General features: G+C 61.4%; 6 protein-coding genes. 2 read left to right on the top strand and 4 right to left on the bottom strand.

All coding sequences use genetic code 11. The annotated features are described in order from the left end of the window. Positions 1–266: glycerophosphodiester phosphodiesterase family protein (locus tag QZ511_RS16040; RefSeq protein ID WP_295803969.1), on the bottom strand; the 266-nt coding region annotated here is incomplete at its 3' end. A gap of 265 nt (positions 267–531) precedes the next feature. Further along, positions 532–1,965, bottom strand: a complete 1,434-nt coding sequence (gene argH, locus QZ511_RS16035) for an argininosuccinate lyase (RefSeq protein ID WP_295803966.1) — start codon at positions 1,963–1,965, stop codon at positions 532–534. A 262-nt stretch (positions 1,966–2,227) separates the two neighbouring features. Here argH and QZ511_RS16030 point away from each other — a divergent pair, with 262 nt between their 5' ends. Next, positions 2,228–3,292: a histidine kinase gene (locus QZ511_RS16030; RefSeq protein ID WP_295803963.1), complete on the top strand. Its 1,065-nt coding sequence runs from the start codon at positions 2,228–2,230 to the stop codon at positions 3,290–3,292. Then, on the top strand, positions 3,289–4,056 hold the full coding sequence (locus tag QZ511_RS16025) for a LytTR family DNA-binding domain-containing protein (RefSeq protein ID WP_295803960.1): 768 nt from the start codon (positions 3,289–3,291) through the stop codon (positions 4,054–4,056). The genes QZ511_RS16030 and QZ511_RS16025 overlap by 4 nt, the downstream gene beginning before the upstream one ends. On the opposite strand, the gene QZ511_RS16020 is transcribed toward QZ511_RS16025, so the two are convergent. Then, a complete protein-coding gene (locus QZ511_RS16020; RefSeq protein ID WP_295803958.1) occupies positions 4,028–5,380 on the bottom strand; it encodes an amidohydrolase family protein in 1,353 nt (450 codons plus the stop codon). The genes QZ511_RS16025 and QZ511_RS16020 overlap by 29 nt on opposite strands. A 14-nt stretch (positions 5,381–5,394) precedes the next feature. Further along, positions 5,395–6,141, bottom strand: a complete 747-nt coding sequence (locus QZ511_RS16015) for an SDR family oxidoreductase (protein ID WP_295803956.1) — start codon at positions 6,139–6,141, stop codon at positions 5,395–5,397. Positions 6,142–6,330: the final 189 nt, after the last annotated feature.

The raw sequence follows: 6,330 nt of genomic DNA, 5'->3' as shown, positions 1-6,330 counted from the left end.
ACGTCGAGCTCGACAATGTCCGCACCGGCATCGAACGCGGCGCGCATGGAGGCGAGGGTATTTTCCAGGTATTCGTGTTCCGGTTGGTACATGCGGATTGCGGTGCAGTCGTCGCGGCCGAGGTTTTCGCGGTTGTAGGTGTGGTAGACGCCGCGGTGGGATATCAGTGTGGGGTTACCCGGGCGCTGTTGTGCGAGCCAGGAGGCATTGGTGAGGTAGATGGCAATCACAAATGCGGTGATGCCGAGCAGGATGTATTTGCGCATTGGTGGACTCTCCCTGTGAGTATGGGGAGTCTAGCGGGTGATGGAATCGGGATGGTGGCCGGGGGTGGGATGAATTGTGGTGAATTGTGGCGGTGGTGAGAGGTTCGACCTGGCCGAGCTGGGGCTCGGCGTTCCCGGGGCGGAGCTGGAGCTCCGCGGTCCCGGGGGTGGTGGATGCGCTGCGCTTATCCACCCTACGGTCGTGTGAGAAAAAACCAGAGTCGTAGGGCGGATAAGCGCAGCGCATCCGCCAATTGCCCGCTGGTTAACGGGTGGCGATCAGTTTGCGCGCGCGTTCACAGGCAGCGCGCACCTGGTTCGGCGCGGTGCCGCCGATGTGGTCGCGGGCGGCGACGGAGCCTTCCAGGGTGAGTACGTCGAACACGTCCTCGCCAATCACATCGGAGAATCTCTGCAGTTCCGCCAGGCTGAGGTCGGCGAGGTCGCAGTCTTTTTCGATCGCAAACGCCACGGACTGGCCGACAATTTCATGGGCATCGCGGAAGGCGACGCCCTTGCGCACCAGGTAGTCCGCCAGGTCGGTGGCGGTGGAGAAGCCCTTGCCGGCAGCGGCGAGCATGTTTTCTTTTTTCGGCTTCAGTGCCGGGGCCATGTCGGCGAAGGCGCGCAGGCAGTCCAGTACGGTATCGGCGGCGTCGAACAGCGGCTCCTTGTCTTCCTGGTTGTCCTTGTTGTAGGCCAGCGGCTGGCTCTTCATCAGGGTCAGCAGGGCGATCAGGTGGCCGTTGACGCGGCCGGTCTTGCCGCGCACCAGTTCCGGCACGTCCGGGTTTTTCTTCTGCGGCATGATGGAAGAACCGGTGCAGAAACGGTCCGGCAGGTCGATAAAGTCGAACTGGCTGGAGGTCCACAGCACCAGCTCCTCGCTGGCGCGGCTCAGGTGGGTCAGCAGCAGAGCAGAGAAGGCGCAGAATTCGATCGCGAAGTCGCGGTCGCTGACGGAATCCAGGGAGTTCTCGGTGGGGGCGTCGAAGCCCAGCAGCTCGGCGGTGCGCGCGCGGTTGATCGGGTAGCTGGTGCCGGCCAGGGCGGCGGCGCCCAGCGGCGAGCGGTTGACGCGTTTGCGGCAGTCCATCAGGCGCTCGTAGTCGCGGGTCAGCATCTCGTTCCAGGCCAGCAGGTGATGGCCGAAGGTCACCGGCTGCGCGCTCTGCAGGTGGGTGAAGCCGGGCATAATGGTGTCGGCTTCCTTCTCGGCCAGGTCTACCAGGCCGGTTTGCAGGCGGGTGAGTTCGGCTCCGATCTGGTCGATGCGGCCCCGCAGCCACAGGCGGATATCGGTGGCCACCTGGTCGTTGCGCGAGCGGCCGGTGTGCAGCTTCTTGCCGGTGGCGCCGATGCGCTGGGTCAGGCGCGCCTCGATATTCATGTGCACATCTTCGAGTGCCACCGACCAGGGGAATTCGCCGGCCCCGATCTCCTCGGCGATATCCTTGAGGCCGCCCTCGATCTGCTGGAATTCGTCCGCGGTGAGCACGCCCACTTCCGACAGCATCTGTGCGTGGGCCAGGGAGCCCTGGATGTCTTCCAGGGCCATGCGCTGGTCGAACATCACCGAGGCGGTAAAGCGCTCCACGAACGCATCGGTGGCTTCACTGAAGCGGCCGCCCCACAGTTTGGCTGCGGGATTGGCGGTGGAGCTCTGTGCATTGTTTGCGGAGGAGTTATCGTTGCTCATGCTGCCTCTGGTCGAATATGGATTGGGTTTGCGAATTTGGAATGTAAGCCGAATATGGAAGTCGATCCGGGATGGCGGTATCTTCTTTGCCTGATTGGCGAGTCCAGAATAAAGATAACGTGGTATGACATCTTCGCGGCCCGCGCAAGCGGCGGGCATTATAGCGCAGCAAATTCGTGAAATTGCCCCCTCAGGCAAAGATTCTGCGCGCCCGCCTGTCGGGGAATCCTCCGCTACCCCGTTTCTGCCGGACCTGTGCGGTGTGACTGGCATTGCTGCCCTGGTTCTTATGGGAGAGTTGCTGGCCCTGGTGCTGGTGCTCAGTACCGACGGCCTCAACCCCTTCAACTGGCAGCGCCTGGGGCTGGTGTCGCTCACCATCCTCTGGGTCATCCTGCCCTCGGCGGCCCTGCTCTGCCGCCTGCGCCCGTTCCTCGCGCGCCGTTCCCACAAGGTGGCCGCCGCCATCAGTTATGCCTGCCTGCTGGGGGTGCTGGCGGTGGTGCTGGGGGTGCAGCACTGGTGGCTGGCGGATATGGCGGGGCAGGCTATCGATTACTGGTCGCTGCTGGCGAACATGCTGGTGGGGGCGATTTGTGCCGGGGTGGTTTTGCGCTACGCCTATCTGCAGCAGCAGCTGCACAACCAGCAGCAGGCGGAGCTGGGGGCGCGCATCGAGGCGTTGCAGTCGCGCATTCGCCCGCATTTCCTGTTCAACAGTATGAACAGCCTGGCGAGCCTGATCGCGGTGGATGCGGAGCGGGCAGAAAAACTGGTTGAGGATCTTTCCGCACTGTTCCGCGCCTCGCTGGCGGATTCAAAACTGGTGCCGCTCGCCCAGGAAATCCAGCTGGCAAAACGCTACCTGGAAATCGAGGCGTTGCGACTCGGTGAGCGCCTGCAGTCCGAGTGGCAGCTCGACAATCTGCCAGAACATGCAGAACTGCCTTCCATGCTGCTGCAGCCACTGCTGGAAAATGCCGTTTTGCACGGTATTGCCCGTCGCCGCGAGGGCGGCACCATCCAGATAGAGATTCGCCAAAATGTCATTGGCAGTGCGCCGCGCGAACTGCTATTGTCGATTCAAAATCCTGTTGCAGTTTCTGAGACGGACGAAAGCCGCAATGCCCACGTCGGCAACGGCATGGCGATGGAAAATATTCGCCAGCGTCTCAGTGCGTTTTACGGCAATCGCTTCCGCTTCAGTGCGGGTGCCCACGACGGGGAGCGCGGTAAAGAGTACCGCGTGGAACTGCGTTTGCCGCTGAAAACCGGACAATCGCTGAAGCCAGCGTATGGCACCGAGCGCGAGGAGGCCGCCCCGTGAGCGACAACCTCCAGCAACTCGGTGTGCTGATCGTCGACGACGAACCGCTGGCGCGGGCCAGACTGGCCCGTCAGTTGCAAGCTATTGATGGTTGCCAACTGCTGGGAGAAGCTGCCGATGGGGAAAGCGCGTTACAACAGCTGGATTCACTCGACCCGGACCTGTTGTTATTGGATATCGAAATGCCTGCCACCAACGGGCTGCAACTCGCGGAACAAATTTCCGCCCGCCCGAACCCGCCCGCAATCATTTTCTGCACAGCCCACGACGAGTTTGCGCTCCCTGCCTTTGCGGTCGCTCCATCCGGTTACCTGCTCAAGCCCGTCAGTGTGGAGCAGCTGGCACAGGCGATTGCCCAGGCGCGAAGACTGAGCAAGCCGCAGCTGCAGAAGCTGCAGGCGGATACTATCGCGCACAATGCGCAACCTCGCGGCCGCCGCCAGATCAGGGCGGTGAGCCGCCGTGGCGTGCAGCTGCTGGACGTGGACGATATCCGCTGCTTTATCGCCGAAGACAAATACGTCATCGCCCACCACAGTGGCGGTGAAACGGTGCTGGATGAATCGCTGAAGGAACTGGAAGCGGAATTCGGCGAGCGCTTTGTGCGGGTGCACCGCAGTGCCATTGTGGCGACGGAATACATTACCGGCCTCAGAAAAACCGCCGCCGGTCACGAGGTGACCCTGAGCGGAATCCCGCTGGCACCGCCGGTGTCCCGCCGCCTGCTGGGTCAGGTCAAAATGCTGTTATCGGCGCTCGCCTGAGGCGCACCCGGGCTTCGCCCAGCAGCGCCTCGCCGTAGTAGTGCAGGTGGTTGATATGGAAGCTCGGGGTAATGCCCAGTCGGGCAAATCCGGGGAGCAGCGTTTTATCCAGTAGCAGGCCGTGTTCTAGGCGGTGGCGGCGATCAACAAAGGCTTTTTGCTCCTGAAGCGGGAGCGACCGGTATGCCCGCTGCAAAATATCTAAATATTCGCGCGCCGCGCGATCTCCCTGCACATGGGTGGCGAACTGCCAGCCCCGTCCATTCAATGCACTAATCTGCTGTTGTAACTCTTCACCCGCAATTACCGCTTCGCCGTGACTGCCGTGCGCGACACCCAGTTGTTTCGCCAGTGCGCTGTCCAGGTAGGGCTGTTCGACGACCATGGAGCCGCTGTAGGGGGAGCCGTCGTACCAGAACTTTGCACCCCGCACCTGAAAATATTCATCGTCGCGCTCTGGAGTGCCGGACAGCTTTTCCAGGTTGTCACCGCGATAGTAAAAAAACTGGCGGATGCGGGGCGAAAAATCATTCAGTGAGGCCCACTGCGCCAGCCAGGCGGGGACATTGAATCCGAGTGAGGCCACACAGGTGTAACCGGCGCGGCGCAGGTCGTCCAGTTCTGCCTCGTAGGCGGCGAGTACTTTCAACGGGCTTTTATGCGGAGCCAGAAAAGGCTCCAGCGCGGGCTTTTCTACCAGTAGCCCGTTGAGTCGCCCGTCTTTATCCCGCCCGTAGTAGGAGCCCTCTCCCGGCGGCGGGGAGTTTTCGTCGATGTCCATTGCGGCGAGTGCGGCAGAGTTGACCCAGGCGGTGTGCATACTCTGGGCGAGTATAAACACCGGGTTGTGCGGTGCCATGACATCCAGTTGCGCCCGCGTCGGTGGCTCGAGCCCCTCGAGCAGCACCGGGTCCAGCCCCTTGGCGTACACCCACTGTCCCGCAGGTGCCGCGGCGACGGCACTCACGAGTGCTTTCCAGGCGTCGGCGGCTGTCTCGTGTTGAAAACCGCTCATATCGATGAAGTTGCGGAAAACTGCACTGATCGCCGGGTGTTCGTGGACGGCGATAAAACCGGGCAGCAGGGATTTTCCTGCGAGGTCGGTAACTTCCGTGTCGGCACCGGCCAGGGCTTTTAATTCTTCCTGGTTGCCTACGGCAAGGATGCGGCCATTTTTTACCGCGAGTGCGCTGGCTACGGAGTTACCTGTATCAATGGTGTGGATGTCGCCATTGATAAAAATACGATCGGCGGTGAGATTTTTCTCACATCCACCGATAAATAGCAGGACCAGTAAAAAAATAAATAATCTAATTGGAGGCATCGGTTAAATTCCGGCTATAACCCACCGGTTGTATCAATAAAGGTCCCGGTCGCATAGGCTGCCTCGTCGCTGAGCAGCCAGGCAATGGCTCCGGCGACTTCTTCCGGTTGCCCGCCGCGTGCAAGAGGGATTAATGGCGCGAGGCGTTCGATTCGGTTGGGTTCTCCACCGTCACTGTGCATTTCCGTTGCGATAAACCCTGGCCGCACCCCGTTGACGCGGATACCTTCCCGCGCCACCTCTTTGCTGAGTCCGACGGTGAGGGTATCGACGGCTCCCTTGCTGGCCGCGTAATCGACATACTCATTGGGCGAGCCGCTGCGCGCCGCGCCGGAAGATACATTGACGATGGCGCCTCCGTTACCTCCGTGCCGGGTGGACATGCGTTTGATCGCCTCGCGACAGCACAGCAGGGTACCGGTGACGTTTGTCTGCAGTATCCGGTTGATGCGCTGCGCGGACATCTGCTCCACTCGGCACTGCTGCGACAGCATGCCGGCATTGTTTACCAGCGCGGTTAGCGGACCGAGTTGCCCGTCCACCGCGCGGAACAGCCGCTGCACGTCCTCCTCGAGGGCTATGTCGGCCTGCACCGCGATGGCCCGGACAGCATGCGCACGTAACGCATCCAGCACTGCGTCCGCGGCAGATTTACGCTCGCGATAGCTGATGCAGATATCGTAACCGCGTGCGGCCAGCAATTTTGCCGCAGCGGCGCCGATGCCGCGGCTGCCACCGGTTACCAGTGCAATCTTGTTCATGGCATTTCCTGAAAATGATCCGCAAATAAAAAAGGCAGGGGTTTACCCTGCCCATAATCAGCACCACTTGTGCATCAGTAAATCTGCGGACCGCCGCCGTTATCGGTGTCACCGGCGAGGCTCAGTTCATCGGCGGCACTGTTCAGGTACTCCGCATCGGACTCGGACTTGAGCTTGATCATCAGGCGC

Origin of the sequence: uncultured Microbulbifer sp. (assembly GCF_913055755.1) — a bacterium.
Lineage (GTDB): Bacteria > Pseudomonadota > Gammaproteobacteria > Pseudomonadales > Cellvibrionaceae > Microbulbifer.
The sequence above is the reverse complement of the archived record's forward strand: the minus strand, read 5'-3'. Positions and strand labels throughout refer to the sequence as shown.